The organism is Pseudooceanicola aestuarii (genome assembly GCF_010614805.1).
Classification (GTDB): Bacteria; Pseudomonadota; Alphaproteobacteria; order Rhodobacterales; family Rhodobacteraceae; genus Pseudooceanicola; species Pseudooceanicola aestuarii.
The window spans coordinates 541,395-566,083 of sequence record NZ_JAAFZC010000002.1 but is presented as its reverse complement, the minus strand read 5'-3'; the positions used below and the strand labels follow the sequence as shown (position 1 = coordinate 566,083).

At 67.2% G+C, this 24,689-nt stretch carries 24 protein-coding genes; 5 read left to right on the top strand and 19 right to left on the bottom strand.

Annotated features, from left to right (window positions below):
* The first annotated feature begins 21 nt into the window (after positions 1-21).
* Positions 22-423: a Cu(I)-responsive transcriptional regulator gene (cueR, locus tag G5A46_RS15595; protein WP_163850850.1), complete on the top strand. Its 402-nt coding sequence runs from the start codon at positions 22-24 to the stop codon at positions 421-423.
* Between the two features lie 69 nt (positions 424-492).
* Here the strand turns inward: cueR and hemN are convergent, their stop codons facing one another.
* The 9 genes from hemN to G5A46_RS15550 form a co-directional block, all read right to left on the bottom strand.
* The gene (hemN, locus tag G5A46_RS15590) at positions 493-1,848 is read right to left on the bottom strand and encodes an oxygen-independent coproporphyrinogen III oxidase (protein ID WP_163850848.1); all 1,356 of its coding nucleotides are present in this window, start codon (positions 1,846-1,848) and stop codon (positions 493-495) included.
* A gap of 174 nt (positions 1,849-2,022) precedes the next feature.
* Entirely contained in the window at positions 2,023-2,871 is an 849-nt protein-coding gene (gene pdxY, locus G5A46_RS15585) for a pyridoxal kinase (RefSeq protein WP_163850846.1), read from the bottom strand.
* Entirely contained in the window at positions 2,868-3,581 is a 714-nt protein-coding gene (locus G5A46_RS15580; protein ID WP_163850844.1) for an MOSC domain-containing protein, read from the bottom strand. Before G5A46_RS15580 ends, pdxY begins: the two co-directional genes overlap by 4 nt.
* A gap of 241 nt (positions 3,582-3,822) precedes the next feature.
* Positions 3,823-4,617 (bottom strand): ABC transporter ATP-binding protein, encoded by a 795-nt coding sequence (locus G5A46_RS15575; RefSeq protein ID WP_204318770.1) that lies wholly within the window; start codon positions 4,615-4,617, stop codon positions 3,823-3,825.
* Positions 4,614-5,675: a dihydrodipicolinate synthase family protein gene (locus G5A46_RS15570; protein ID WP_163850842.1), complete on the bottom strand. Its 1,062-nt coding sequence runs from the start codon at positions 5,673-5,675 to the stop codon at positions 4,614-4,616. The genes G5A46_RS15575 and G5A46_RS15570 overlap by 4 nt, the downstream gene beginning before the upstream one ends.
* A 5-nt stretch (positions 5,676-5,680) precedes the next feature.
* Entirely contained in the window at positions 5,681-6,529 is an 849-nt protein-coding gene (locus G5A46_RS15565) for a GNAT family N-acetyltransferase (protein WP_163850840.1), read from the bottom strand.
* A complete protein-coding gene (locus G5A46_RS15560; RefSeq protein WP_163850838.1) occupies positions 6,516-7,583 on the bottom strand; it encodes an NAD-dependent epimerase/dehydratase family protein in 1,068 nt (355 codons plus the stop codon). The genes G5A46_RS15565 and G5A46_RS15560 overlap by 14 nt, the downstream gene beginning before the upstream one ends.
* Positions 7,584-7,606: 23 nt before the next feature.
* Complete coding sequence (locus G5A46_RS15555; protein WP_163850837.1) at positions 7,607-9,016, bottom strand: amidase; 1,410 nt, start codon at positions 9,014-9,016, stop codon at positions 7,607-7,609.
* Positions 9,013-9,831 carry an ABC transporter permease gene (locus G5A46_RS15550; RefSeq protein ID WP_163850836.1) on the bottom strand — a complete coding sequence of 273 codons (819 nt, stop codon included), beginning with the start codon at positions 9,829-9,831 and terminating at the stop codon, positions 9,013-9,015. The genes G5A46_RS15555 and G5A46_RS15550 overlap by 4 nt, the downstream gene beginning before the upstream one ends.
* A 226-nt stretch (positions 9,832-10,057) precedes the next feature.
* On the opposite strand from G5A46_RS15550, the gene G5A46_RS15545 reads away from it, so the two are divergent.
* On the top strand, positions 10,058-11,065 hold the full coding sequence (locus G5A46_RS15545; RefSeq protein WP_204318769.1) for an ABC transporter substrate-binding protein: 1,008 nt from the start codon (positions 10,058-10,060) through the stop codon (positions 11,063-11,065).
* Between the two features lie 125 nt (positions 11,066-11,190).
* Here G5A46_RS15545 and G5A46_RS15540 read toward each other — a convergent pair whose 3' ends face one another.
* From G5A46_RS15540 to G5A46_RS15500, 9 genes are all read right to left on the bottom strand, one after another.
* Entirely contained in the window at positions 11,191-11,541 is a 351-nt protein-coding gene (locus G5A46_RS15540) for a RidA family protein (RefSeq protein ID WP_163850835.1), read from the bottom strand.
* Positions 11,538-12,644: an NAD(P)/FAD-dependent oxidoreductase gene (locus G5A46_RS15535; protein ID WP_239521038.1), complete on the bottom strand. Its 1,107-nt coding sequence runs from the start codon at positions 12,642-12,644 to the stop codon at positions 11,538-11,540. Before G5A46_RS15535 ends, G5A46_RS15540 begins: the two co-directional genes overlap by 4 nt.
* Positions 12,645-12,715: 71 nt before the next feature.
* Positions 12,716-13,744: a histone deacetylase family protein gene (locus tag G5A46_RS15530; protein WP_163850831.1), complete on the bottom strand. Its 1,029-nt coding sequence runs from the start codon at positions 13,742-13,744 to the stop codon at positions 12,716-12,718.
* Positions 13,741-14,331: a GNAT family N-acetyltransferase gene (locus tag G5A46_RS19775; RefSeq protein ID WP_239520983.1), complete on the bottom strand. Its 591-nt coding sequence runs from the start codon at positions 14,329-14,331 to the stop codon at positions 13,741-13,743. Before G5A46_RS19775 ends, G5A46_RS15530 begins: the two co-directional genes overlap by 4 nt.
* Before the next feature lie 14 nt (positions 14,332-14,345).
* Positions 14,346-15,683, bottom strand: a complete 1,338-nt coding sequence (locus tag G5A46_RS15520; RefSeq protein ID WP_163850829.1) for an aminotransferase family protein — start codon at positions 15,681-15,683, stop codon at positions 14,346-14,348.
* A gap of 19 nt (positions 15,684-15,702) precedes the next feature.
* Complete coding sequence (locus G5A46_RS15515) at positions 15,703-16,788, bottom strand: ABC transporter ATP-binding protein (protein WP_163850827.1); 1,086 nt, start codon at positions 16,786-16,788, stop codon at positions 15,703-15,705.
* Between the two features lie 106 nt (positions 16,789-16,894).
* Positions 16,895-18,031 (bottom strand): extracellular solute-binding protein, encoded by a 1,137-nt coding sequence (locus G5A46_RS15510; RefSeq protein ID WP_163851200.1) that lies wholly within the window; start codon positions 18,029-18,031, stop codon positions 16,895-16,897.
* Positions 18,032-18,086: 55 nt separating this feature from the next.
* The gene (locus G5A46_RS15505) at positions 18,087-18,878 is read right to left on the bottom strand and encodes an ABC transporter permease (RefSeq protein WP_163850825.1); all 792 of its coding nucleotides are present in this window, start codon (positions 18,876-18,878) and stop codon (positions 18,087-18,089) included.
* A 70-nt stretch (positions 18,879-18,948) separates the two neighbouring features.
* Positions 18,949-19,815 (bottom strand): ABC transporter permease, encoded by an 867-nt coding sequence (locus tag G5A46_RS15500; protein WP_163850823.1) that lies wholly within the window; start codon positions 19,813-19,815, stop codon positions 18,949-18,951.
* Positions 19,816-19,910: 95 nt separating this feature from the next.
* Here G5A46_RS15500 and G5A46_RS15495 point away from each other — a divergent pair, with 95 nt between their 5' ends.
* The 3 genes from G5A46_RS15495 to G5A46_RS15485 all read left to right on the top strand — a co-directional run bounded on the left by G5A46_RS15495 (position 19,911) and on the right by G5A46_RS15485 (position 22,895).
* The gene (locus tag G5A46_RS15495) at positions 19,911-20,879 is read left to right on the top strand and encodes a LysR family transcriptional regulator (protein ID WP_163850821.1); all 969 of its coding nucleotides are present in this window, start codon (positions 19,911-19,913) and stop codon (positions 20,877-20,879) included.
* Between the two features lie 185 nt (positions 20,880-21,064).
* The gene (locus G5A46_RS19870; protein ID WP_275585270.1) at positions 21,065-21,286 is read left to right on the top strand and encodes a TRAP transporter large permease subunit; all 222 of its coding nucleotides are present in this window, start codon (positions 21,065-21,067) and stop codon (positions 21,284-21,286) included.
* A gap of 88 nt (positions 21,287-21,374) precedes the next feature.
* Positions 21,375-22,895, top strand: a complete 1,521-nt coding sequence (locus G5A46_RS15485; RefSeq protein ID WP_163850819.1) for a hypothetical protein — start codon at positions 21,375-21,377, stop codon at positions 22,893-22,895.
* A 14-nt stretch (positions 22,896-22,909) separates the two neighbouring features.
* Here G5A46_RS15485 and G5A46_RS15480 read toward each other — a convergent pair whose 3' ends face one another.
* The gene (locus tag G5A46_RS15480) at positions 22,910-24,682 is read right to left on the bottom strand and encodes an ATP-binding protein (RefSeq protein WP_163850817.1); all 1,773 of its coding nucleotides are present in this window, start codon (positions 24,680-24,682) and stop codon (positions 22,910-22,912) included.
* Positions 24,683-24,689 lie beyond the last annotated feature (7 nt).

Sequence of the window (24,689 nt, the reverse complement as noted above, 5' to 3'; positions counted from 1 at the left end):
TTACGCGAAAAGGAGCCTGCCATGAATATCGGCGATGTTGCCCAACGGTCCGGCCTGCCGGCCAAGACCATCCGCTATTACGAGGATATCGGCCTGATCACACCGGGGCGCAGCGCCAATGGCTACCGCGCCTTCGCGGAGCCGGATCTGCACAAGCTGGCGTTCCTGGGGCGCGCACGGGCCTTGGGCTTTACCATCGAGGAATGTCGCCACCTTCTGGCGCTATACGAGGATGGAGGCCGCGAAAGCGCGCAGGTCAAGCAGCTGGCGCAGGGCCATCTGGACCGTATCGACGAAAAGATCGCGCAGCTGCAATCCATGCGCGCCACACTGGCCGCGCTGGTGCAGTCCTGCGCCGGGGACCACCGGCCGGATTGCCCGATTCTGGATGACCTGGCGGAGGCGCCGGTGGGGACGCCGTAGCGTCCCCCAGCGTCCTGCCCAAGGCCGATCACAGCCCCGCCGCCCCATGCGGTGCTGGTCGGTGCCGGGTCACGACGCCTGGCTGAACCGGCCCCCCGCGGCGATATGCCGGTCCAGGCGGCTGGCGATGATCCGGGTCAGCACCCGGCCGCCGGGCGCGATGCGCAGCCCCTCGGGCGTGGCGCGGACCAGGTCGCCGAATTCCGCTGCGATCTGGGCGATATCGGGCAACAGCCGGGCGCTGCTCGGGCCGAAAACGCGGCGCAGCGCCGCCAGGTCCAGGTGGAAATCGCACATCAGCATTTCGATCGCGCGGGCGCGCAACGCGTCTTCGCCGCTCATCAGGTGTCCGCGCGCGCCCGCCAGCTGCCCTGCTGCGATGCGCTGCGCATAGGCGGGCGTGGCGCTGGCATTCTGCACATAGCCCCCCGGCAGCCGCGAGATCGAGGACGCCCCCAGCCCCAGCAGCGTCGGGCAGCTGTCATCGGTGTAACCCTGGAAATTGCGCCGCACCCGCCCGGCTTGCGCGGCCCGCGCCAACCCGTCGGAGGGGCGGGCGAAATGGTCGATGCCGATGGGCTGTAGTCCGGCGTGGCGAAACCGGCGGGCGGCCTGCTGGGCCAGCTGGTGGCGTGTTTCCTCGCCTGGCAGGGTTTCGGCGTCGATCAGGGCCTGCCGCCGCGCCATCCACGGCACATGCGCATAGCCGAACAGCGCCACCCGGTCGGGCGCCAGCGACAGCACCTGGTCCAACGTGCGTTCCAGCCGGGCACTGTCCTGGTGCGGCAGCCCATAGACCAGGTCGGCATTGAGCGAGGCAATCCCTGCCGCGCGCAGCTCGGTCACGCAATCGCGCGTGATATCAAAGGGTTGGCTTCGACCTATCGCCGCCTGCACCTGCGGGTCGAAATCCTGCACCCCGATGCTGGCGCGGGTCATTCCGGCCTGCGCCAGGGCGGCGATCTTGTCGGCATCGACCAGGGTCGGGTCGATTTCGACCGAGAATTCGGCCTCGGGCGTCGGGGGCAGCACTGCCTGCACCGCATGGGCCAGCCGCCGGATCAGCGCCGGGCGCAGGATCGTGGGCGTGCCCCCGCCCCAATGCATCCGTCCCATGCGCAGCCCGGCGGGCAGCAGGTCGCGCAACAGCGTCAGCTCGGCCTCCAACGTGTCGATGTAGCGGTCCACCGGCGCCAGGCTGCGGGTGCCCTGGGTGCGGCAGGCGCAGAACCAGCACAGCCGCTCGCAGAACGGGATATGCAGATAGACCGAAACCGGCACGTCGGGGTCCAGCGCGGCCAGCCCCTGCGCCTGTTGCGTGGCACCGACGGTATCGGTGAATACCGGGGCTGTGGGGTAGGAGGTGTAGCGGGGCACCCGCGCCGAAAACAGGCCAAGGGTTCTGAGGCGATCAATCCGTGTCATGCCCCTGCCATGCCGAACTGCGCGGCGCCGCACCTTGCGCAGGATCAAGTCGCCGCGATTTTTTCACCTGACCCGCTGACCCGCTGACCCGCTGACCGCAACGCCGGCGGCTCGGCACCGGCGTTGCAAACGGGCGCTGATCATCCAGAGGCTGCGCCCCAGCCCGCCGGTCTGTCACGGCGCGCCAAGGTCCAGCAGGGCGCGGCGGAAACCTTCGCCGCTCAGCACCACTTCATGGGCGCCCAGATCGCGGGCATCGGCCAGCGCCATGCCAGTCAGATCCTGCGCCCGGCATACGGCCCGCGCCAGCGACAGGCCGCGTGCCTGGCCCGCCACGACCAGCCCGGCGAAGAGATCCCCGGTACCGGGCAGCGCGACGGGCAGATGCGGCGTCGGGTGTCGGGAGATGCCATCGGGGCCCAGGATGACGCTTTCGATCCGGCCCTGGGGAGTGTCCTCCAGCGCGCAGCCGGTGGCGATCAGATGGGCGCCGGGGGCCAGGGTCAGATCCCGTGCGGCGTCTGCCAGATCCGCGACCGTGTCGATGCTGCGTCCGGTCAGCCAACCCAGTTCCCAGGGATTGGGCGTGGCGATATCGGCCATCGGCAACAGCCGGTCGCGCATCACGTCGGCGATGGTTTCGGGCACATAGAGGCCGGGCGCCGCATCGCCCATCACCGGGTCGCAAAGATAGCGCAGCGCGGGGTTGGCCTGCTTGGCCTCGGCCACGAAATCGGCGATCAGCGCGGCGACCTCCGGCGAACCGATATAGCCGGTCAGCAGCACTTCTGCCCGCTGTGCCAGTCCGCGTTCCCGCGCGCCCAGCAGCAGGTCGGCGAAGAAATCCGGCGGGATCGGGCGGCCGCGCAGCGTCGGGTGATGGGGTGTGTTGGAGAACACGACCGTTGGAAGCGCCGCGACCTCCAGCCCGGCGGCCTGCATGGGAAACAGCGCAGCCGAGTTGCCGACATGGCCGAACACGACCTGGCTCTGGATGGCGATGACCAAGGGCGGGCGCGTCATTCCGACCCCTCCAGCCGCGGGGTCCAATCCTCCACCCGGCCGCTGTCCAGCCGGCGCCGGGCATATTTGCGCCAGCTCTCCGCCAGCAGGTCCAGCGCGGCTATGCCGCGCAGCTCTTCCCGGTTCATCCGGTCTATGTAAAGCGCATGCCACAGCCGGTGCAGCGTCCAGTCCGGAGCAAGGCGGTCCACCAGGGTCAGAAGGCTGTCCGGGCTCACGCGGCCCGGTTCCAGCACGCGGTAATACCAGCCCGTGCGACCGGTGGTCTGAACCCGGCGCGCCATGTCCGGGACGCCGAACCTGTGGTTGAGCTTCCAGCAGGGTTGCCGTCCCTGCGAAACCTGCACCAGCGCCGCGCCCAGCCGAAAGATATCGCCAATCGCGACGCTTTGTTCATCAAGCCCGGTGGTGGCGATGTTCTCTCCGAAGGCACCGGGCGATTGCAGCAGGGGCAGGGCGCCCAGGTCGGCTTGCCAGGCGGCGTAATGCTCGCGCGGGTAATGGTGCACCGCCTTCTCCACCCCGCCATGGACGCGGCGGTCGGCTTGCTCGTCGCCCTCGAACCCCTCGGGGCCAAGGGTCAGCGGCTGGGTCACCGGCGTTTTGGCGATGCCGCTGCAAACCGCGCTGTCGGCCAGCGGGGCCGCGCGCCCGGTCAGCAGGGTCAACGCCAACGGGAAGGGATGGGGGCGGACGGCGGGCTGGGTCATCGAAACCTCCGGCTGGGGTGAGGGGCGCAGGCGGATGCCTGCCCCCGGTGAATAGGCCGGGCGCCGCCCCGGCGCGAGGGGGGAAGCAACTGATTTGCGCACGGGCGGAGCGAAATCCTGTGGATACCTTCCCGAGTTGCGCATCCCGCGCCAAGGTGCCACGCGGGGCCGCGCTGGCGGGAACTGCCCTTCAGCTTGCCGCGCGCAGCCGGAGCCCTCGCCTGCGCCCGCAGTGGGGCGGTCAGTCGCCGGGGGGGACGACGGCCTCCCCTTCGAGGTTCAGCTGACGGTAGATCCGCTGGGTGTAGTCGCCGAATTCAGGCGTCGCCTTCTGGGTCAGGCGGCGCGGATAGGGCAGGTCGATTGAGAAATTGTCCGCCATCCGCGCCGGGCCCGCCGTCAGCACCGCGCAACGGGAGCCGAGAAAGACCGCCTCCTGGATCGAGTGGGTGACAAACAGGATCGTCTTGTTCGAGGCCTCCCAGATACGCAGGATCTCCAGGTTCATCTTCTCCCGCGTCAGCGCGTCCAGCGCGCCGAACGGTTCATCCATGAGCACCAGTTTCGGGTCGTGGATCAGGGCGCGGGCGATGGCGGCGCGTTGCTGCATCCCGCCCGACAGCTCGTAGGGGTGGCGGTCCTCGAACCCCGACAGCCCGACCATGTTCAGCAGGTCGCGGGCGCGTTCACGGGTCTCGCGCATCGGCAGGCCGATGATCTCGGCGGGCAGCATCACATTGTCGATGATGCGGCGCCATTTCAGCAGCAGCGCCTGCTGGAACACCATGCCGATGTCGCGGCTGGGATCGAAGGGGGCGGTGGGCGATCCGACCTCGACCGTGCCGCCGTCGTGGGGATGCAGATCGGCCAGGACCTTGAGAACCGTGGATTTTCCGCAGCCCGACGGCCCGACGAGAGAGACGAAATCGCCCTCGTTCACATCCATCGTCACGTCCGAGACAGCCAGGATGTCGGCCTCCCGCGTCTTGTAGACCTTGCGCATGTTTTCCATGCGGATGATGCGATTGGGGGTCATGCCAGCCAGCGCTCCAGGTTGTCGGCGACAAAGGCGTCGTCGGTCAGGTGGGAATGTTGCCGCGTGACGCGGGTGATCTCCTGCGCCTGTCCGGGGCCCAGGGTTTCGTGATCGCTCAGGCAGCGGGTGTGGGTCAACAGGCCCTGCCGGCGCAGTACTTCGTGGCAGCCGGCAATGGCGCCCTGAAACCCGTTCGCCACGTCAAAGAGCGCGGCGTTGCAATCCGTCACCTCGGCGTCCAGCGCCAGCAGTTCGGCGGGGATGGTCCCGGCCTCGGCCGCGGCGCGGCAGCGGGCGTGCAATTCGACCGCGCTGCGGGTCCAGACCGACCAATGGCCCAGCAGGCCGCCGCGAATGGGCAGGGTCACTCTCTCGTCGTCACGCAGGATGGTAAAAGGGGTCAGCAGGTCGGCCACGATGTGATCGTCGTTGCCGGTATAGAGCGCGATCCGGTCCTCTGCCCGTGCCGCCGCCACGCCGCGCAGCACGTTCAGCGTGTCGTAGCGGTTGAACGGTGCCATCTTGACGCCGATCACATTGTCGATCGCGGCAAAGCGTTTCCAGAACTCGAACGGCAGTGGCACGCCGCCGACCGCAGGTTGCAGGTAGAACCCGAACAGAGGGATTTCCTGGGCCACCGCCGCGCAATGGGCGATCATTTCGTCCAGCGAGGCGCCTTTCAACGCGGCGAGACTCATCAATCCGGCGTGGTAGCCCAGGTCGCGCGCGATACGGGCCTCGGTCACGGCCTGTTCGGTGCGCCCGACCAGCCCCGCGATCATCACGCGCGGGCGGTCCGACCAATCGGCGGCAGCGCGGGCGCAGGCGTCCAGCACCGGAGCATATAGCCCGTGATCGCGGATTTCGAACTGGGTGGTATGCACCCCCACGGCCAGCCCGCCGGCGCCCGCGTCCAGGTAGTAGCGGGTCAGGGCGCGTTGGCGGACCTGGTCGATCTGCGCGCCTTCGCCCAGGGCCAGCGGATGGGCCGGGATCACGGTGCCGGTCTTCAGCAGCTCCAGCACCGGCGCGGGTATGTCTGTCCAATGTCGTATCATCTCACCTATCCCAATTCAGGACCGGCCGCCGCGAAATAGCGGGCCGGATCGCCGATCGGCCCCGTCCCCCCGCGCGCCATGCGCAGAAAAGGGCGTTGCCGGCAAAAGCCGCGTTCGGTCAGCCAGCCTTCCAGCGGGCCGTCGCGGGTCACGTCGATCAGCACCGGCCCCGAGACGCGGGACAGCGCGGATTCCAGCAGGGCGCAGGCCGAAGCGATATCCGGCGCGACCAGCGGGCCGATCTGCGTGGCGTCCCGGCCCGCGCGCGACAGCACGAAGCCGTCATGCGCCAGCCGGCAGAGGGCCAGGGCGCCGGGGCGCGTCATCAGGTCATGCAGTACCGGCCCGCGTTCTGCGCCCAGCACCTGGCGGTCCAGCGGGATCATCCACGCCAGGTCGCTGCCCCGCAGCGGACGGATCCCGGCGCCCCGGGGCGCGGCGGCCCGGTGCAGGGCCAGGCCGGTACCGGCCATCCGCGACAGCGCGCCTATCTCGCGAAACCCCAGTCGGCGGTACAGCGGCTCTCCTGCCGGGGTGGCATCCAACACGGGAATGCGGCCGGTGTCCTCCAGCGTGGCGATGGCGGCCAGCATCAGCCGCTTGGCATGGCCGTGGCCGCGCAGCGCCTGGGTTACCAGCACCATGGAAATCCAGCCCATGGCCTCGCCCAGCGGCAACGCCAGCGCGGTGGCGCGGGGGATGCCGCCGCCGTCGCGCAGCGCCAGCCCGGTGCCCAGCGTCAGCATCATCCGCCAATCCGCGGCGCGCTGGTTCCAGCAGGCTTCCTCTGACAGGGCCATGCAGGCGGGGACATCGGCGGTGCCCAGGAGGGTGGGCGGATCAGTAGCGTCCATCACGGGTCTCGAACTTGGTGGGCTTGCCCAGGGTGGGCATGTCCCGCGCGGTCCAGTCCGCCACCCAGTCCAGCATCCGGCCCAGAGGCACCTCCGGGTAGCCGAAGAGGCGGAAGGCTTCGGCGGAATTGTTCAGCCAGGCGGTGGGGCCGGGGGTGCCGGTAAAGCTGACGTCGATCCCCATGCGGGCGGCCAGCTGTTCGGCCAGCCATCGCACCGGCAGGGTCTCCGGTCCCGAGACGTTCAGCGGCGCGGCGGGCACGGTACCATGGGCCAGCGCGCGCAGGGCGAACCGGTTGGCATCGCCCTGCCAGATCACGTTGACATGGCCGGTCTCCAGGTCGATCGGCTGCCCGGCCCGGATCCGCATGGCAATATCGCCCAAAACGCCGTAGCGCATGTCGATCGCGTAGTTCAGTCGGATCAGCCGCCCCGGCGCGTCATGCTGGCGGGAGAAATGTTCGAACATCCGTTCCCGCCCGATGCAGGATTGCGCGTATTCGCCGGGCGGTTCGGGGATGACCCCCTCGTCCGCGCCGATCTGCTCCAGCGGGACAAAGGGATAGACGCAACCCGTTGAAAAGACGGAGAACCGGGCCTCGGTAAAGGTTTCCGCGACAAGGCCTGGCAAATAGGTGTTCATCGCCCAGGTCAGCCCCTGATTGCCCGAGGATCCGAATTTGTGCCCGGCCATGAACACGATGTTGCGCGCGCGCGGCAGGCGGGACAGCGCATCGCGGTCCATCATGTCGCATTGGATCGTCTCCACCCCCCAGCTGTCCAGATCGCGGCGTATCTGCGGATCCGAGAACCGGGCCACGCCAATCACCCGGCGGTCGGGCAGGGCGCGGGCGGCCATGTGAGCCAGCGACGGCCCGACCTTTCCGGAGACCCCCAGCACCATGATGTCGCCGTCCAGCGTTTCCAGGTCCGCGACGGTGGCGGCATCGGGGCGGGACAACAGCTCTTCGAGCGTGGCGATATCGTCGATCCGGTCGGGCAGAGCCGAGGCGGGAGGCAGCGGGGTCGGCTGGGCCGCGGGCTGGGAGGTCATGAATGTGTCCTTCACTTGGTCGTTCATTGGGGCCTGTCCTGGGCGCAGAGGGGCGGCGGCCCGGACCAGGGCTGCGCCGCCTCGAAGGCGCGGGCGGCCTGCAATACGCGCAGGTCGGCGCCATAGGGGCCGACGATCTGCAAACCTACGGGCCTTCCGTCCCGCGTCATTCCACAGGGGATGGAGGCGGCGGGCTGGCGCGTCAGGTTGAAGGCGATGCACAGCCGGGTCCAGGAATAGCGGCTTTCGCCGTCTGGCCGCTCCACCTCCGCCGAGAAGGGCGGCAGGGTCAGGGTCGGGGTGATCAGCAGGTCATGGCGGGTGTGGAATTCCGCCATGTGGCGCATCAGCGCCAGCCGGTCCATTTCGGCATCGAGGTGCTGCATCAGATCAGCGCTGCGGCTGGTCTCGATCTCCGCCACGATATCGGGGTCCATGATGGCGAAATCGGCCGGACCCATGTGGCGAAAGGCATGGGCGGTATAACCCCGACGCAGCCGGGTCATCAGCGGCTCGGGATCGTCCATGACCTGCTCCACCTGTTCGACCCGTGCGCCCAGATCGGCAAAGACCGCCGCCGCGCGGGCGGCCAGTGTTGCGACCTCCGGGTCGACACGCGCGATGCCCATGTCGGGCGAAAACGCGATGCGCCATCCGGCCGGGTCGGCGTCCAGCCGTTGGTGATAGGCGGTGCTTTCGGGCGGCAGCGCAGTGACGTCGCGCAGGTCGGGACGGGCCAGCAGGGTCAGCATACGTGCGGCATCGTCCACGCAGCGCGTCATCGGCCCGAAGCTGACGAGAGAGGCCAGCGGCGTCGGCGGCCAGGTCGGCACCCGCCCGCCGCTGGGTTTCAACCCGAAGACCCCGCAGAAGGACGACGGGATGCGGATCGACCCGCCCGCATCGGTGCCCAGAGCCAGAGTGCCCGCCCCCACGGCGACCGAAGCGCCGGCCCCGCCGCTGGACCCGCCGGGGGTCAGCGCGGGGTTCCACGGGTTGCGGGTGATCCCGGTCAGGGGCGAGGTGGTGATCGGCTTGAAGGCGAATTCCGGCGTCGTCGTCTTGCCCAGCAGGACGGCGCCGCCCTCCCGCAGGCGGGCGGTGGCGGGGCCGTCCTGATCCCAGGGCCCGGCCTCGGGGATGGTGCGCGATCCGCGTCGGGTGGGCCAGCTCCGTGTCAGGACCAGATCCTTCAGCGTGGTGGGCACACCGTCCACCGGCGACAGCGGCGCGCCCTGGGCATAGCGCTGCTCTGCGGCGCGGGCATCGGCCAGCGCCGCGTCCGGGTCCAGCACGCAAAAGGCGTTCAGCACCGGTTGCGCGGCCTCCGCGCGGTTCAGCGCGGCCTGTGCGACTTCTACCGGGGACAGGCGGCGGGCGGCATAGGCGGCGACCAGCTCGGCTGCGGGCAGGAGGGCGGGATCGTCGGTCATTGCGGCGCCTGGTCAAGGCGCGCGTCCTTGACCACCAACAGGCGCTCCAGCACCAGCACGACGGCAAACAGCGCCACGCCCAGCAACGACAGCAGCAGCACCGCCATGAACATCGCGGCGGTATCCAGCGTCGATTGCACCTGGATCATCAGGTAGCCCAACCCCTCGGAAGAGGCGACGAATTCCCCCACGATGGCCCCGGCCACGGCCAGGATCGCTCCCACCTTCATGGCGGAGAAGATATAGGGCAGGGCGCCGGGCAGCTGGATCTTGCGAAAGATCTGCCAGCGCGTGCCCTTCAACGCACGGACGAGGTCCAGCAGATCGGGCTCCACCTCTCGCAGGCCACGGGCGGTGGTGATCAGGATCGGGAAGAAGGTGATGACGAAGGCGAAGAAGATGTTGGTGCTGACGCCGTAGCCGAACCAGACGATCAGCAGCGGACCCAATGCAACCTTCGGCACCATGGAGATGGTCACGAACAGCGGGAACAGCGAGGCCCGCAGAGTGCGGAACCAGGTGAACAGCATCGCCAGCGCGACCCCGATCACGATCGCCAGGCCGTAGCCCACGAAGATCTCCGTTGCGGTGATGAAGGTATTGTAACCCCATTTGTAATTGGGGTCGAACAACGTGGCCAGCGTCTCTGCCGGGGAGGGCAGGATGAAGGAGGGCATGTTGCCCCATGCGGTCACCGCCCACCACAACAACAGCAGCGCCAGATGCGCGCCGACGGCCAGGGCGGTGCTGGACCAGTTCTCCGGCAGGGCGGGCCGCCGGGTCGGGGCGGCACGGGTCTGGGTGGGGTCCGGCATCGGCGGCTCCTGCTGATCGAATCAAACGAATGGTTGATGATTTCCTGTCGGGTACCTTCGTGTCAACAAATTTCATATGGAGTAGTGGGAGAAAAATCTGGGTGACCGGGTAATTCATCAACTGAATGGTTGAAGTTTGTTGACAGAACGACCGCCCTTTGCCTAGCGTCAGAGTCACAAGGGCCCTTCCGCCGGTCCGGGCGGCCCATCTAACCGGGAGATAACCATGACTATCACAACACGTCGCGCCGCGCTGGCGGTCCTGGTGGCCGCCGCGCCCCTGTTCACCCCGCTGGCTGCGCAGGCGCAGCAGGATGTCGGCCTGATCCTCAACTGGACGCCGGGCGCCGACCATGCGCCCCTGTTCTATGCCAAGGCGCAGGGCTGGTACGACGCGGCGGGCATCGATCTTGATATCCAGTCCGGCAAAGGCTCCGGCCTGGCGGCGCAGAACGTCGGCGTCGGCGCGGTGGAGATGGGCATCGCAGAACTGGGCACCGCATTTCTCGCCCGTTCCAAGGGGGCGGAGCTGACGGCGGTCATGGCGCTTTACGCCAACTCGCCCTTTACCCTTTACTGGAAGAAATCCAGCGGCATCAACGGCCCGGAGGATTTTCCCGGCCACACGCTGGGCAATCCTTCGGGCGACGCGGCGCGCGTGATGTGGCCCGCTTTTGCCAAGGCGGTCGGCATCGCAGAGGACGCCGTGTCCTTTGTCAACGTGGCCCCGGCCGCCAAGATGCCGACGCTGGCCGCCGGCCGGGTCGATATCATCAGCGATTTCTACAACGGCCATGACCAGAAGGTGAAAGAGTTCGGCGAGGACCTGGGCCACCTGCGCTGGTCCGAAGTCGGCCTGAACCCCTATGGCAACTCCTTCATTGTCAACAATGACTTCCTGGCAGAAAACGGCGAACTGGTCGCCGCCTTTGTCGAGGTCACGCAGCGCGCTTACCGCGCCTGCGTGGACAATGCCGCGCCCTGTGTCGATGCGCTTCTGGACAATGCCAGCGGCCTGAACCGCGAGGCGATGGAGGATCAATGGTCTCGCGTGATGGAGTTGATGGCCACCGACGATACCGTCGAAACCGGCCTGGGCTGGTTCGGCGCGGACCGAATTCAGGCCACCTATGACCTGGTGGACACCTATTTCGAGCTGGAAACGGAATTCGATCCAGCCACGGCCTTTACCAACGATTACATGAGCCAGGACATCAAGATGACCCGGCCCTGAATGGTCTCTTCCCGTTCGGGCGACGGTCTTGCGACCAGCTCGACGCACCTTGCCGCCCGGTTCCCGCACCGGGCGGCATTTTTATGCGAGGGCCGCCGGAATTATCCGGAGGCCGCCGGGCCGGGTCAGGCGCGCGCGGCGACCACGATGACTTCGACGGTGTAGTCCGGGGTCGCCAGCTTGGCCTCGCCACAGGCGCGGGTGGGGGCATTGCCCTCGGGCACCCATGCGTCCCAGACGGCATTCATCTCGGCGAAATCGGCCATGTCGGCCAGCCAGATGGTGGCTTGCAGGATGCGGGTGTTGTCGCTGCCGGCCTCCGCCAGCAGGGCGTCGACCTTGGCCAGGCAATCCTGGGTCTGCTGGGTGACGCTGGCGCCGGGGGTGCCGATCTGGCCGGCAAGGTAGATGGTGTCGCCATGGGTGACGATCTGGCTCATCCGGGCGTTGGTGTTGTGGCGGGTGATCTCGGTCATGATATGTCCTTTGTTCCTGAAGTCTCGAACCGGCGCGGGTCCAGCGCCGCGATGACGTCCTCCGATAGCGCGGGAACGGTGCCGGTGACCAGTGCTTCGGTGAGGGCGGCCAGAGCGGGAGCGGTCTGCACGCCATATCCGCCCTGTCCGGCCAGCCAGAACAGCCCTTCGGCGCGGGGATCGAACCCCACCACCGGCGTCCGGTCGGGGGCAAAGGTGCGCAGCCCGGCCCAGCTGCGTTCGACGCGGGCCACCGGTTCGGTGACCGCCTGTTCATAGCGGTCCAGCCCTTCGGCCAGCACCATGTCATCGGGCCAGACGTCATGCGGGGGCACGGGATCCTCGTCGGCGGGGCTGACCATCAGCTTGCCGGCATCGGGCTTGGCATACCAGGTCTCGCTGACCGATCCGAATAGCGGCCAGCGCGACAGATCCCGTCCCCCCGGCGCCGGCAACAGCGCGGCAGAGCGGCGCAGCGGAGACAGATCGACCGGCAGCGCGCCGGCCTGCGCCGCCACCTGGCCCGCCCAGGCGCCTGCGGCATTCACCACCAGCGGCGCGACATGGATGCGCCCGCCCGCCGTCACCTGCCATAATCCGTCGCGTCGGGTCATCGCCGTGACCGGCGCGCCGGTTTCCACCGTGCCGCCACGATGGCGCAGCAGGCGCAGGTAGCCGGACAACAGGCGATCGACGTCGATATCCTGCGCGTCCCATTCGATGATCGCGGCCGCGATCCGCTCGGGGCGCAGGATCGGCACCAGTTCGACGGCTTCGCGCGCGTCCAGATGTTCCAGCCCATGGGCGCCGGTGGCGTAATCCTCAAGGGCGGTCAGTTCGGCCTCGCTTGCCAGCAGCATCTCCCCCCGGGGGGAGAGGACGGGACCGTCGAACCCCTCGCCGGGGGCGTCCATCACCGGGGCGGCGGCGGCGTTCAGGGCGCGCAGGGTCGCGTTGCCGTAATTGCGGATGAAGATCGCAGCCGACCGCGCGGTGGCCTGGGTGCCGGGATGGCCCTCCGCCTCCAGTACGCGGACAGACATGTGCCGCGCCAGATGGGCAGCCGCGCTGATCCCCGCGATTCCGCCGCCGATGACCAGCATGTCGGGGAGGGTTCCGGCCGGGGCGGGGGGGGACGAGGAGCCGGGGGCCGACTCAGGGCCGGAAGAGGTCATCAGGCCCCCTCCTTGAAGCCGGTGAGGGTACGGGTCAGGTTGGTGCCCAGCGTCTCCGACAGGTAGCCGCCCTCCTGCACGAAAAGAACGGGCAGACCGGTCGCCGCCATCGCCGCGCCGATCCGGGCAAAGCCGCCCTGCGTGATCGCCAGCCCCTGAAACGGATCGTCGATGGAGGCATCCAGCCCCAAAGCCACCACCAGCACATCGGTGCCGAAGCTACGCACCCGTTGCAGCGCAAGATCCAGCGTCTGAAGATAGGCATCATCGCCGGTGCCGCGCGGCAGCGGCAGGTTCAGATTGCTGCCCAGCCCGCGCCCGGTGCCGCGTTCCTGCGCATGGCCCCAGAAGAACGGGTAAAACCGTTCGGGATCGGCATGGATCGACAGGGTCAGCACCGTGTCGCTGTCGTAGAAGATCCCCTGGGTGCCGTTGCCGTGATGCACATCCACGTCCAGGATGGCGGGGCGCAGGCCGCGATCGGCCAGGCGCTGCGCCGCGATGGCGGAATTGTTCAGGAAACAGAAACCTCCCGCCATGTCGGCAAAGGCATGGTGCCCCGGCGGCCGCGACAGCACGTAAGCGGCGCGTTCCCCCCCGTCAGCGATCAGGTCGGCACCGGTCAGCGCGCTTTGGGCGGACCAATAGGCGGCCTCCCAGGTGCCTTCGGCGATGGGGCACGCGGTGTCGGCCTGGTGATATCCGGCCTGCCCGACGGCAGAGCGGGGGTAGCTGTCGCTGCGGTTGCCGGGGTGGATGTTCGGGATCACCTCGGGGCCGGCGCCGTCGATCCGGCGCCAGCGCGGGTGGATCGTTTCCAGAAAGGTCAGGTATTCGGCGGTATGCACGGCCGCGATCGGCCCGCGCCCGGCATCCTGCGGCGGCTGGAACCGGCACCCGGCGGCCTGTGCGGCGGCGTGCAGCACCTCGATCCGGCGGGGTTGTTCGGGGTTGGGGGATATCGTGCCGTTGGCCATGAAATGCTGCGGATCGTGCCGCCATTGCCGTTCGTCGAAGATCGCTTTCATGTCGCTCCTTCCAGGGCCGCGCAGGCGGCCGCGTCCAAGATCAGTTCGCTGAACCCGCCGACGGGGACAAAGCCCAGCCTGTCGTAGAACCGTCGGGCGCGCGGTGTGTGGTCATAGACCTGCAACTTCAGGAATCGCATCGGGGCGCCGCTCTGTGCCGCCGCATCCGCCAGCGCCGCGTGCAGCAGCCGACGGCCCAGCCCGCAGGAGCGTCCGCCGGCTGCGACCCAGAGGTCGGACACGTAGATCCCCCGTCCGCCGCGCGCGGTCGAAAACGCAGGGCAGTACAGCACCAGCCCACGGAGATCCGGCGCGCAGGTCATCGCTGCCATGTCCTGTTGGAGCGTTCCGGCCGGCGACCGGGCCGCCGCGTCGGGGGGCGGTGTCGGCGTTGCCTGCGGGGCACCGGGAGCGGTCGGGCTTGCGCCCTCCGCCAGCAGGGCGCGGAAAGCGGGGGCGGGCCCCCAGCCGGCGGCTTTCAACCCGGCCAGGTCGGCGCGGTGCACATCGCCCAGATCCGAGGACAGCGCCATCAGCCCGGCTTGCAGCCGCACGGCATCGGCGGGCCCTGCGGGGCGGAGGGTCACGGGTGCTCTTGCCGTCACGCCATGGCCCGCGCAGTCGGCAGTTCGGCGGCAAAGACGGACAGCGCATGGTCCAGACCTTCGATGATTTCCTCCAGCTGGGGTTCTGTCACGGTCAGCGGCGGACAGATTAGCAGGTGATCGCCCGCCACCCCGTCGCGGGTACGGCGGGAATAAATGATCAGCCCGGCGTCATAGGCCAGATCGACCAGCCGCTGATGGGCGTTCATCGCGGCGGGCAACGGCGTTTTTGCCTGCGGGTCGGCCATCAGCTCCACCGCCGTCAACAGGCCCTTGCCGCGCACGTCGCCGATCAGTGGATGCCGCGCGGTCAGCGCGTGCAGCCGGGCCAGCAGGGCATTGCCCATCGCGGTGGCATTGGCACACAGGGTCTCGTCCTCGATCACGTCGAGAACGGCCAGACCGGCGGCACAGGCCAGCGGATTGCCGGCATAGGTGAAGCCATGGGCAAACCCGCCCGCATCCAGCACCGGCCCGACCAGCGCATCATCGGCCACCATTGCCCCCAGTGGCATGTAGCCCGCGCCCAGCCCCTTGGACATCACAACGATGTCGGGACGGCAATCCCAATGCGCGCAGCCGATAAAGGCACCGGTGCGGCCCGCGCCGGTCATCACCTCATCCATGATCAGCAGCACGCCGTGGCGGGTGCAGATCTCCCGCACCGCCTCCATATAGCCGCGCGGGGGGACCAGCGCGCCGGTGGAGGCACCGCCGACCGGCTCCAGTATGAAGGCCAGCACCGTCTCCGGCCCCTCTGCCTGGATCTGTGCCTCCAGCATGGCGGCGTAATGGTGCCCGGTGGCGGGATCGTCCGGGTCCAGCCCGTCGAGATAGGCACGCGGCGCGGGCACTTTGGGCATGGCCTGCATCATCGGGACAAAGGGGGCGGTGAGCGGCGCGTAGGAGGTCAGTGCCAGCGCGCCCAGCGTGCAGCCGTGATAGGAGGGCGCGCGGCTGATCACCTTCCACCGTTTGTCCTGCCCGGTGGCCAGCGCGTGCTGGCGGGCGAGTTTCAGGCCGCTTTCAACCGCTTCCGACCCGCCAGAGACGAAAAAGACCCGGTCCAGCCCGGCAGGCATCAGTCCGGCCAGCCGGGCGGCCAGACGTTCGGCAGGTTCCGTCTCGAAATGCAGGCGGTAGCCAAAGGTGGATTTCTCCATCTGGCGGCGCATCGCGTCCAGAACGGCGGGGTGGGAATGGCCGATGTTGCAGACCATCGCCCCCGATGACCCGTCAAGATAACGCTTGCCGTCCGTGTCCCACATGTAGACGCCGCGCGCCTGGTCCAGTGTGGGTTTGCGGCCGCGCCCCTGGTAGAACAGATTGCTCATGACGTTGCCTCCTGTGTCATCACGCGGCCGGGTCCGGGGGAAGGGCGGCACAGTCGCGGGGGCGGAAGGTCGCGGTGACGGACGCGCCTTCGGCAAAGGGGCGGTCGTCGATCAAGTTGATCGCCTGCAATTGCGTGTCGCCGACGCGCAGAAAATAGCGCACCGTCTGGCCCTGGTAATCCACCGTCTCCACGGTGGCATCGGCCTGAACGCTGCCCTCGGGTGCCGCACCGCGCGGCACCAGCAACAATTTCTCCGCCCGCAGGACCATCTGCGCCGCGCCGGGGCTGACGCCCGCCGCCCGCGCCGCCGGGACGGAAAAGGCGCCAAACAGCGGCATGTCCAGCGCGACCTCCGCCGCGTCGTGGCCCAGACAGCGCCCGCCCAGAATGTTGGAGGCGCCAAGGAAATTGGCGACAAAGCGGCTGGCGGGGGTGTTGTAGACCTCCTCGGGCGTGCCGACCTGCTCCACGCGGCCCGCGCTCATCACCACGATACGATCGGACATGGCCAGCGCCTCCGACTGGTCATGCGTGACAAAGACGGTGGTGACGCCGATCTGATCCTGAATGCGCTTCAGCTCGACCCGCATGTCCTCGCGCAGGTTGGCATCCAGCGCCGACAGCGGTTCGTCCAGCAGCAGAACGTCGGGTTCGGTAACGATGGCGCGGGCCAGCGCGATGCGCTGTTGCTGGCCGCCTGACAGTGCCTTGGGATAGCGCTCCCCCACGTCGGGCAGCTGCACCAGATCCAGCGCGGCGCGGACGCGGGCGGGGATGTCGGATTTCGGCACGTCGCGGTATTTCAGGCCAAAGGCCACGTTCTGCGCCACGGTGCGATGGGGAAACAGGGCGTAGTTCTGGAACACCACGCCCAGGTTGCGCTTGTGGATGGGGACGTCGTTCATGCGTTTTCCGCCGATGCGGATTTCGCCGTCTGACGGGTCCAGCAGCCCGGCGATCATGCGCAGGTTCGTGGTCTTCCCGCAGCCCGACGGACCCAGCAGCGTGACAAAGGCGCCCTCGGGGATCTCCAGACTGGTGGGATGCACGGCGGTAAAACTGCCAAAACGCTTGGCGATATTGTCCAATGTGACGGAGCTCATGGCCTGTCCTTGCGCGGTTTGGTGGGGGCCGGGAGGGCCGGTGGGTCCCCGCCCGCCGCAATTCATGCGGGGGCGGGGAACCGGGAGGTGCCGGAACGTCCGGGGCTCAGTACCCTTTCTGCACCCGGCCAAACGTCTTGGACCAGTCCTGTTCGTGACCGTTCCAATAGGTCGGATCGGCGAAGGTCAGCCCCGACAACGTACCCGTGGGGTCAAAGGCGGGCAGGGTGGGGATCTTGTCGCCCAGATCGACCTTCTGCGGGTCCAGCGCGGGCGGATAATTCTGCCCTTCGGCCACCGCGATGGAGGTCTCCGGCGCCAGCATGAAGTTCAGCAGCGCCTCGCAGGCCTCCAGCGGCGAGCCCTTGATCACGAACATGCATTCCTGCCAGCCGAACCCGTTGGGCGGGTCCATGTAGCCGATGTCGTGGCCCTGTTCCTGCAAGGCGTAGATGCGCCCGGACCAGCCTTCGGTGACGTGGATTTCCTCCTCCGCCAGCAGGCTCATCAATTCGGCGCCCGATCCCCAGTATTTCAGGCTGAGATCACGGTGCTGGCGCACGGCGTCCCAGCAGGCTTCGACATCGGTGGCGCCATTGGGGTTCTGATCGGTTTGCAGGGCGGCGTACCACATCCGCGTGCGCCAGTCGGACCAGCCGGCGATCTTGCCCTCGTGGGCGGCGTCGATCAGGATCCTGGCGCCCTTTTCCTGCATCTCCTCGTCCGAGATGTACTTGCGGTTATAGGCGATGCCGGTGGTGCCGTAATCGTAGGGCACGCAGGACAGTTTGCCGTCGGTCACGGCGCGAAACACGTCGTTCAGCTTGGGGATGACATATTCGAGGTTGGGGATATTCGCCTCGTTCAGCTCGGCCGTCAGGCCCAGATTGTGGTAGCGGGCATAGTCGAACACGCCCGACAGATGGGCGATGTTGAATTCGCCCGGCTGGCTGGCCTTCACGCGGCTGAGGTATTCGTCCCCGCCGCCGAAGGTACCATCGACCACCTCGATCCCGGTGTCGGCGGTGAACGGGTCAAAGGCGTTCTTGCGCAATGCCTCGGACACCACGCCGCCCCAGCCGTCGAACCGCACCTGGCTGACCTCGGCGGCCAGCGCGCGATAGGGCGTCACCAGCCCGTAGGCCGCGCCCGCCGCCCCCAGCAGGCCAAGGAAGCTGCGGCGATCCAGATCGCCGTTCCTGTAGCGGTCCCGCAGGCGTTCATAGCGGCGGGTCTCGTCCATCTTGGTCATGTCATATCTCCTTGTCGGTCGAAGGTCTGTTGGTGGCTTTAGCGGTTCATGCGCCGCTTTTTCTGGAAAGACTGCGCGCCATTGCGGCGCCGAGAAGGGGCAGGCCCACGGTCATCACGATCATCACCGTGCCCAGGGCGTTGATCTCGGGGGAAATCGAATTGCGCAGCATGGCAAAGATCTGCGTCGGCACTGTCTCCACCCCGCCGGGTTTCCAGAACAGCGTGCCGGTGATGTCGTCGAAACTGATGGTGAACGCGAACAGCGCACCGGCCAGGACCGCCGGCATCATCAGCGGCAGCGTCACCTGAAAAAAGGTCTGAAGCGGGGAGGCGCCAAGGCTCATCGCGGCCTCCTCCACGTCGCGGCGGATGGAGACAAGGCGCGCCTGCACCACCAGGATGACAAAGGGCAGGGTAAAGATCACATGTCCGAACAGCAGCAGGGCAAAGCTTTTGTTCACGCCGAGGAAATTCAGGAACAACAGCAGCGCCACGGCCAATACCACCTCCGGCACCAGAATGGGTGCGATCAGCAGGGTGGAGATCATGTTGGCACCCGGCAGCCGGTAGCGCACCAGCGCCAGACTGGCCAGAACCCCCAACGTGGTGGAAATCGCCGCTGTCATCAGCCCCAGCACGACAGAGGTGCGAAAGGCCCGCAGGATCGCATCGTTCTGCGCCAGTTCCACGAACCAGCGCAGCGACAGACCGGTCATCGGGAAGCTGCCGAATTGCGAGGCGTTGAAGCTGAGCAGGACAACCACCGCGACCGGCAGGAACATGAAGAGGTAAACGAGGATCGCGTAGCCCCGGATCATCTGCCAGCCCCAGTTCATGCCCGTGCTCCCCTTGCCCGTGTCGCGCTTGCCCGTGCGCGACACGGTGCCGTGCGTTCCGTCCCGGTCATCAACCCAACCCCTTCATCAGCTGGGCCATGCCCAGATAGCGGTTGTAGATCACCACCAGAGTGCCCAGCACCGCCAGCAGCATCAGCGACAGCGCCGATCCCAATGGCCAGTTCAGCTGCGTGATGATCGCTTCGAATACCAGATTGGCGAACATGGCGTCGGTCGGCCCGCCCAGCACCAGCGGCGTGATATAGGTGCCCGCGCCCAGCACGAAACACAGCAGCCCCCCGGCGGCGAGGCCCGGCAGCGACAATGGCAATGTCACCTGCACAAAGGCCTGCCAGCGTGTCGCGCCCAGCGAATTGGCGGCGTCCTCCAGCGTGGTGTCGATGCCGTCGAGACTGACAAAGATGTTCAGCACCATGAAGGGCAGCAGGAAATGCACCAGCCCCAGGATCACGGTGACCTCGTTGTAAAGCATCTGGATCGGTTCCTGGATCAGCCCCGCCCACAGCAGCATCCCGTTCAGCGCGCCGGACACGCCCAGAATGTTGATCCAGCTCATCGTGCGGATAATGTAGCTGATCCAGAACGGCAGCATCAACAACAGCAGCAACAATGCCTTGTTCCCTTGCGAACGGGCGATGAAATAGGCCGCCGGATAGCCCATCAGCGCACAGACCGCCGTGGTGATCGCGGCGATTTTCAGCGTGTTCAGCAGGATGTCGCGGTAGAAGGCATCGGTCAGCGCCTCTGCCCAATTGTCGAGGTGAAACCCCGCCACGTCCGCCCCTGTCGCTGTGCGCAGCCAGAAGCTGTAGACCACGATGAACATCAGCGGCACGAACAGCAGCAGTCCCACCGCCGTAAGGGCAGGGGACAGCAGGATCCACGGTTGGCGGGCTTCGCGTGCTTCGACGGACATGCGGGAACTCTGTTGACGTTGGGTTGACGTCAGCTTGCGAAAGCCGAAAGCATAGATCAAATAGATACGTTCAATCTTCGATATAGGTGCTATCTATGGCGCAGCGCGGCGGCCGCTTTGATCCCGACCGGATTTCACGAGAACTGGACTGGAACCTGCTGCGCACCTTCGTTGTGCTGGCCGACAGCCATTCGATCACCGATGCCGCCGCGCGGCTGCGGCTGAAACAGCCTTCGGTCTCGGCCGCATTGAAGAAGCTGGAGGACACCGTCGGGCGCAAACTGATCGACCGCTCGCCCGGACGCTATGATCTGACGGAGGCGGGGACGCTGCTCTATCACGAAGCGGTGGAAATCCACGGTTCGGTCTTGCGCCTGTCAACACTGTTGCGTGATCTGACCGATGACGTACAGGGCCATGTCAGCATCGCGGTGGCCAGTCACGTCGTCTGCCCGCTGTTCGATCAGGCGTTGGAACGGTTCCACGCCGCCCATCCCCGCGCCAGCGTCGCGGTGGAGGTTCGCCCCAGTGCCGACGCGGTGGAGGAGGTGGCGGCGAAACGCGCCTCCTTTGCGCTGTGCCTGGTCAAGGCCCACGACCCCAAACTGGAATACCGTCGCCTGTATCGCGAATTCTTCGGCCTGTTCTGCGGCCCGCCGCATCCGCTGTTCGGCCGCCCGGACCTGAAGATCACCGACCTGGCTGGCCATGGCTCCGTCAGTTTCGAAACAGATCGTCTTCACGATGTTCTCAAACCCGTGACGCTGCTGCGGGCCCAGGCGCAGATGGGCCCGGACATCACCGGAATTTCCAGCCATCTGGAGGAGGTCCGGCGCATGATCATCGCCGGCCTCGGCATCGGCCCGCTGCCCGTTCACGTCGCCGCTCGCGACGTCGCCGAAGGCGTGCTGTGGCAAGTGCCCCCCTACACCGATCTGCCCGCCATCGACGTTCATGTCGTCTGGAACCCGCGCACGATCCGCAACCGCGCCGAAGAGATGCTGTTGGCAGAGCTGCACCAAGCCATCGAATCCACCCCGATCGAGCAGCGCACCTACCGCTGATCGCCCCCCTTGCGTCCCGCCACAGATCCGCGCAGCCACGGTGCAGGCTGCGGGGCAGGGGGCGCGGGATCGGCTGCGCGAACCTTGGATGGGGTTTGGCACCGGAAATTGATGAAACGTAATTGTAAACAATCAATTACCAAGGACAATGACTAAATCGGGAAAGATATCACACCCCATGCCTGTTGTTGATTTTCGGTGTTTTCGGCGGGCTTCTGGTGGGGATCTTCACTCCGACAGAGGCGGGGGCCGCCGGCTCCGCCCTGTCGATCCTGATCGCGGCCGTTGAACTTCGAGGCGTAGCCGCGGATTCCGCGTGCGGCTGCCCGCCTGTCCCCTGTGCATCGGGCGCCGCCGGGGCGCGCGGATGGCGGGCGCTGATTGCGCCGGTCAGATCTGTCGACTAGCCTCGGGCTGGTAATTGATGGTCGAAGTCATGCGCAGCGCCCGGCGACCCCGGCTCACCGCTGCGGCACCAGAGGGAAGCGGCGCCCCATGCCCGACAGGATGCGCGAGAATCAGGCGTGGCACCGGCTTGGCCTTGCGCGGCCGGGGGCGTTGGGGCTGTTGCTGGGCAGTTGCCTTGCCACAGCCATCACCGGGCAGGAGCAGACGGCGGAGCCGCCGTTTGCCCCTCCGGGCGTCGCCTATGTGAATACCGCCGTCCTCGCCACTCCCGATGCGCGCGAGATCTTTGTCGATATTCCCAGTGCGCTGGCCTGGGCGCGGTACCAGCGTGGGACATTGGGGCGCTGGAGCTACGTGTTCTACCCCGACGGGACGGCCAAGCTGATGGATGACGCCGACCGCGCCCGGGTGCGGGCCCGGCTGACCTGCGTGGCGGGGGCGGCCTGTCGGGTGGCAACGGCAGAGGGCCGCGTGATGGAAGTGCCGGTGGGGACCGGGGCGCGCCCCGACCTGCCCGAGGATGGCGCATTGGACAGCGCGGCGCGCTTCCTGGCGCAGTGGCTGCTGGCCGGCACCGCCCCGCCGCCTCCGCCACCTGCGCCAGCGCCGCCTTCGTTACCCGAACGCCCGGCTGCGCCCCTGGTGGAAAGCGTCTCTCCGCCGCCGCAATCCCCGGACGCCCCGGGCCCGCCCGCGACCGCGCCGATCGGGCCGGCGGCGGTGGGTCTCCGCGCGCCGCAGGCGGTGGCGGATCCTGTCTGTTCCGAGACGGCGCCGTTCCTGCCCTCCGCCTGCGCGCAACCGACCGAGCCACTGGCCCTGCCGCCCGTCCGGCCCGCACCTGCCGCGAGGCCCGGCGCCCCGGCCTCGCGGGTTGCCGCCGCTCCCCCGGCACCGACGGCGGAGGCGGTGGCCGTCAATACCCCGGAGGAGGCAGAGACCCTGTTTGACCGGTACAAGGTCAATTGCTCGCTGACCGGGACCACCAGCCTGGCATTCCTGCACCCCGATGCGGCGGAGCGCGGACCGGCCAAGCCGCGCGTCAGCCTGGGGTGCAGCGCCCGATTTTCCGAACGGCTGTCGATGCGCCTGTCGCTTATCGGCTACCTGACACCAGAGGATCAGGCGGCCTCTGATCCGGATTACAGCTATGCTTTCACCTACCGGATCAGTGACCGGTTGAGCCTGGGCTACAGCAATTACACCGCGCGGTTTTCCGGCGTGGATGGCGGGGTAAACGGCCTGCTGGATGGCGACCTGCGCGCCAGCTACAAGCTGCCGCCTCTGCGATTGCCAAATGACACGAACGTGGTTTGCAACGCCAGCATCGGGCTGCCTTTGCCGGCGGAGAACAGCATGAACCTGTCCTGCGGCTATGCCGTGACCAAGAGGTTCCGCATCGGGGGCACGACCTATTTCTACATGCCCGGCCAACAGGATACCTACCAGCCCGATTTCAGCTACACCGCCAGCTACCGGTTCAACGACGATTGGCTGCTGTCTTACAACAACTACAGCAACAACCGCTGGCCTTGGAACAGGGGCAAGGATCCGGGGCGTGGGTTCACCGATGGCAGCCTGTCGCTGACCTACAAGCTTACCTTCTGACCATCCGTTCCTGGCTACGCGGGCGGTAGCACCGCTTGCAATTCCCGTAGCCGAGCCTGGAAGCGCCGCGCGGTTTCGGCGACGCTGGCATTGTGGCGCTGGGTTTCCTGGTGTTCGATCTGCCGCGCCCAATCGGCCATCTCGTCAAAGCCCAGGGTGATGGAGGCACCTTTCAACGAGTGGGCCTGCTGGCTGACCTCGTAGGTGTCACCGGCCGCATCCGCCGCCAGCAGCAGCTCGATCCGCTCGTTGGAGTCGCTGACGAACTTGGAAGCAAGATCGGCCAGCCCCTCTGCGCCGAAAATGCCAAAGAGCTTTCCGTGCGCTTCTTCGGACATGAGCGTGGCGAGGGTGGGACGGTCCGGGATTCGCTGCGCTGTGGCGGCGGCAGGGTGCTCCGCCGTCTTGGCGGAGGGGGCTTCCCGGTGAGGGGGAACCTGGCCGGTTTCGGGGGAAAGGGCGGTTTCGATCGCCTGCTTCAGCTCTTCGAAGGGGATGGGTTTCGACACGATCTGGTGGATGCCGACCTGCCTTGCCTCATCCTCGATCGCGTCCATGACATGGGCGGTCAGGGCAAGGATCGGCGGGATCTGCCCTGCGGCCCATTTGTCGCGGATGCGGCGCGTCGCCTCCAGCCCGTCCATCTCGGGCATGGCGACGTCCATGAGCAGTACATCATACTTGCCCGGCGCGAATTTCTCCAGCGCGATACGCCCGTTTTCGGCCAGGTCTGCTTTCAATCCCATGCGATCGGCATAGGTCAGAAGCAACTTCTGGTTGATCAGGTTGTCCTCTGCGATCAGCACCCGGCGCCCGGTGATGCCGCCGGGGGGCAGGGCGCGTGCAGTGGTGCTGCCGTCCAGCCCCTGGGCATCGGGATGGGTGACGACCTCCACCGGCAGTTCGAACCAGAAGGTGGAGCCTTCGCCCAGGGTGCTGTCCACGGAGATGGTGCCGCCGACGCCGTTCATGATCCGTTTGCAGATGGCCAGCCCCAGCCCGGTGCCCTGTGCGGCCGCGGTGAGCGGGTTGGCAATCTGGGTGAAATCCTTGAACAAGTTTCCGATTTCGGATTCCGCAATGCCGACGCCGAAATCCTCGACCTCGACCCTCAGCAGCAGGCTGCCGGCGTGATCGCGGGCGCTGGCGCGGACGATGACGGGGCCGTCGTTGGAATAGCGCAGGGCATTGTTGACCAGGTTGGAAATGATCTGACGAATCCGCGTCGCATCACCCAGAAACAGCTTGGGTACGTTGTCGGCGATCCGGGTGATGACCTTGCGATCGGCGCCATGCTCCTGGGAGGCGACGAATATCCGGATACTCTCGATCAGGGCGCGAAGATCGACGTTTTCCTCCTCGAACAGAAAAACCCCGGCCTCCATCTTGGAAAAATCGAGCACGTCATTGACGATACGGCTCAGGCCTACTCCGGCGGATTTCGCGTAATTCAGCAATTCCAGTTTCTGGGGATCCTGTTCGTCCATGGACAACAGGTCGATCATGCCCAGAAGCCCGCCCAGCGGGGTGCGGATCTCGTGGCTCATGGTCGCAAGAAACCGGCTGCGGGCGGTCGATGCCGCCTCTGCCCGCTCCAGCGCGAGGCGCATTTCGGCGGTCCGTTCCAGCACCACCTGTTCCAGTGTCGCGGTATGCTGCGCCAATTTCTGATTGGCCAGGTACAATTCGCGGCTCTTCTCCTCCAGAAGCGCTTCGGCCTCCGCGCGGGCCTGAAGTTCGCGTTCGTGGCGGGAGCGGGATACGCGGTCGTCAGAAGCGTCTGTCATTGGGGAA

What these genes read in the sequence shown, in the direction of transcription:
- G5A46_RS15480 (WP_163850817.1), bottom strand. Translation starts at nt 24,682, where the DNA reads ATGACAGACGCTTCTGACGACCGCGTATCCCGCTCCCGCCACGAACGC.
- G5A46_RS15515 (WP_163850827.1), bottom strand. Translation starts at nt 16,788, where the DNA reads ATGAGCTCCGTCACATTGGACAATATCGCCAAGCGTTTTGGCAGTTTT.
- hemN (WP_163850848.1), bottom strand. Translation starts at nt 1,848, where the DNA reads ATGACACGGATTGATCGCCTCAGAACCCTTGGCCTGTTTTCGGCGCGG.
- G5A46_RS15520 (WP_163850829.1), bottom strand. Translation starts at nt 15,683, where the DNA reads ATGAGCAATCTGTTCTACCAGGGGCGCGGCCGCAAACCCACACTGGAC.
- G5A46_RS15535 (WP_239521038.1), bottom strand. Translation starts at nt 12,644, where the DNA reads ATGCTGGTCATCGGCGGCGGAATCGCGGGGATCAGCGCGGCTGCCCAT.
- G5A46_RS15485 (WP_163850819.1), top strand. Translation starts at nt 21,375, where the DNA reads ATGCCCGACAGGATGCGCGAGAATCAGGCGTGGCACCGGCTTGGCCTT.
- pdxY (WP_163850846.1), bottom strand. Translation starts at nt 2,871, where the DNA reads ATGACGCGCCCGCCCTTGGTCATCGCCATCCAGAGCCAGGTCGTGTTC.
- G5A46_RS15555 (WP_163850837.1), bottom strand. Translation starts at nt 9,016, where the DNA reads ATGACCGACGATCCCGCCCTCCTGCCCGCAGCCGAGCTGGTCGCCGCC.
- G5A46_RS15545 (WP_204318769.1), top strand. Translation starts at nt 10,058, where the DNA reads ATGACTATCACAACACGTCGCGCCGCGCTGGCGGTCCTGGTGGCCGCC.
- G5A46_RS15510 (WP_163851200.1), bottom strand. Translation starts at nt 18,031, where the DNA reads ATGGACGAGACCCGCCGCTATGAACGCCTGCGGGACCGCTACAGGAAC.
- G5A46_RS15550 (WP_163850836.1), bottom strand. Translation starts at nt 9,831, where the DNA reads ATGCCGGACCCCACCCAGACCCGTGCCGCCCCGACCCGGCGGCCCGCC.
- G5A46_RS15575 (WP_204318770.1), bottom strand. Translation starts at nt 4,617, where the DNA reads ATGACCCCCAATCGCATCATCCGCATGGAAAACATGCGCAAGGTCTAC.
- G5A46_RS15540 (WP_163850835.1), bottom strand. Translation starts at nt 11,541, where the DNA reads ATGACCGAGATCACCCGCCACAACACCAACGCCCGGATGAGCCAGATC.
- G5A46_RS15505 (WP_163850825.1), bottom strand. Translation starts at nt 18,878, where the DNA reads ATGAACTGGGGCTGGCAGATGATCCGGGGCTACGCGATCCTCGTTTAC.
- G5A46_RS15500 (WP_163850823.1), bottom strand. Translation starts at nt 19,815, where the DNA reads ATGTCCGTCGAAGCACGCGAAGCCCGCCAACCGTGGATCCTGCTGTCC.
- G5A46_RS15560 (WP_163850838.1), bottom strand. Translation starts at nt 7,583, where the DNA reads ATGACCTCCCAGCCCGCGGCCCAGCCGACCCCGCTGCCTCCCGCCTCG.
- G5A46_RS15565 (WP_163850840.1), bottom strand. Translation starts at nt 6,529, where the DNA reads ATGGACGCTACTGATCCGCCCACCCTCCTGGGCACCGCCGATGTCCCC.
- G5A46_RS15495 (WP_163850821.1), top strand. Translation starts at nt 19,911, where the DNA reads ATGGCGCAGCGCGGCGGCCGCTTTGATCCCGACCGGATTTCACGAGAA.
- cueR (WP_163850850.1), top strand. Translation starts at nt 22, where the DNA reads ATGAATATCGGCGATGTTGCCCAACGGTCCGGCCTGCCGGCCAAGACC.
- G5A46_RS15580 (WP_163850844.1), bottom strand. Translation starts at nt 3,581, where the DNA reads ATGACCCAGCCCGCCGTCCGCCCCCATCCCTTCCCGTTGGCGTTGACC.
- G5A46_RS15530 (WP_163850831.1), bottom strand. Translation starts at nt 13,744, where the DNA reads ATGAAAGCGATCTTCGACGAACGGCAATGGCGGCACGATCCGCAGCAT.
- G5A46_RS15570 (WP_163850842.1), bottom strand. Translation starts at nt 5,675, where the DNA reads ATGATACGACATTGGACAGACATACCCGCGCCGGTGCTGGAGCTGCTG.